This is a genomic window from Anabaena sp. WFMT, assembly GCF_051781005.1.
In the GTDB taxonomy this organism is placed as follows: Bacteria; Cyanobacteriota; Cyanobacteriia; order Cyanobacteriales; family Nostocaceae; genus Anabaena.
Genome location: NZ_JBPWOA010000041.1, coordinates 1 through 1,256, shown reverse-complemented (window position 1 = coordinate 1,256; position 1,256 = coordinate 1). Strand labels below are relative to the sequence as shown.

General features: G+C 32.7%; 1 pseudogene. It reads right to left on the bottom strand.

Going from position 1 to position 1,256, the window contains the following annotated elements:
- Nucleotides 1-19: 19 nt before the first annotated feature.
- A pseudogene (locus ACSQ6I_RS24635) lies at nt 20-1,163 on the bottom strand (IS4 family transposase).
- Nucleotides 1,164-1,256 lie beyond the last annotated feature (93 nt).

The window sequence follows — 1,256 nt, the reverse complement described above, 5'->3', positions numbered from 1 at the left end:
GACGGGAGGACAAAAACAGTTAAGATACCGATAAAATAAGCCTCATAGCTCTCTCACCCTGTTGATAATACTTCCGCTTATTAGGAGATAGTCTCAATAATGACCTAACTAATTCCTGACAATTATCTATGAAATTAACCCAAGTTTGGGCATATAATCCAATATAAAAACTACTATGTCTTCTTTGTGTTCGCCCATATTCCTTCACTCGACCAACATATTTCTGGATACCTTTGCGTTTAATTTCCTGCCCTTGTATTGTGGCACTAGTATAGGCAATTGATATTAATAGAATCATAGATATTAACCGCTCATTTATAACCTTCGTGTCCTCTAAGTTATAACCTCCACTTTTAAAATCACGGAACATTTCTTCTATATCAAATCGTTTCTTGTATGCAGAAATTGCTAATTCTAAACTATCTAGATTTGTTAAAATAAACCATCCTTCCTTTGGAGCTACTCCTAAAATTTTACGTTTCCATTTACAGGCAACATTAAAACTCGTAAAGCCCTTTTTTTTAGTAACCTTAACTCCTGCCAAAAAGAAAGAAACTCCCGGTGATAAGCCGAGATTATCTAAATCCAACCAAATTTCATTTTTAATTTCTACAAATTCACTCTTTTTGAGTCTTGTACAAAAACATAACCCCTGATCTTTTAACCAGTTGGCCAATTTTATGGAACAAAATTCACGCGTTGCCTAATATGCAGATTTTATAGTTATCAAAAATGGGTAAAGTTTTCTTCAATATCCGTGATTGCTCTTCAAAGTTACTGCTGCCTAACTTTGACAATAATTCAAAATATACAGGGATTGCTCTTTGATCCCAAACTATACTAATCATGAATAAATTTATGCGTCCCCAAGCCGTCCTATCCATCACTACATAAATTAATTTTCCATCACTAAAATATGTTTCTAAGAATGTTTTGACAATGGGAAACCAGATTCTCTCAATTGTTAAGTTTGGTAAAGATAAAAATCTCTGTATTTTTCTTTTTCTACTTTCAAATTTAATCGGAATTGGCAGGGCAGTAGCCAAAGCTTCTAAACTTACTTTTTTCAGCGATTGCAACAGAATAATCATAATTTTGAGCAAGATATATTCCGCCAGATTTAATTGACTTTTCAGGTGTGTTTTGTAAAATGTAGGTAACATTATCAATAGATAGTCCTTATTGAGAAAAGTAGGTCTATCTTTTTTACCATAAATTGCTACAATCTTTATCTGATAAGCTTTTTAGACTAGTTT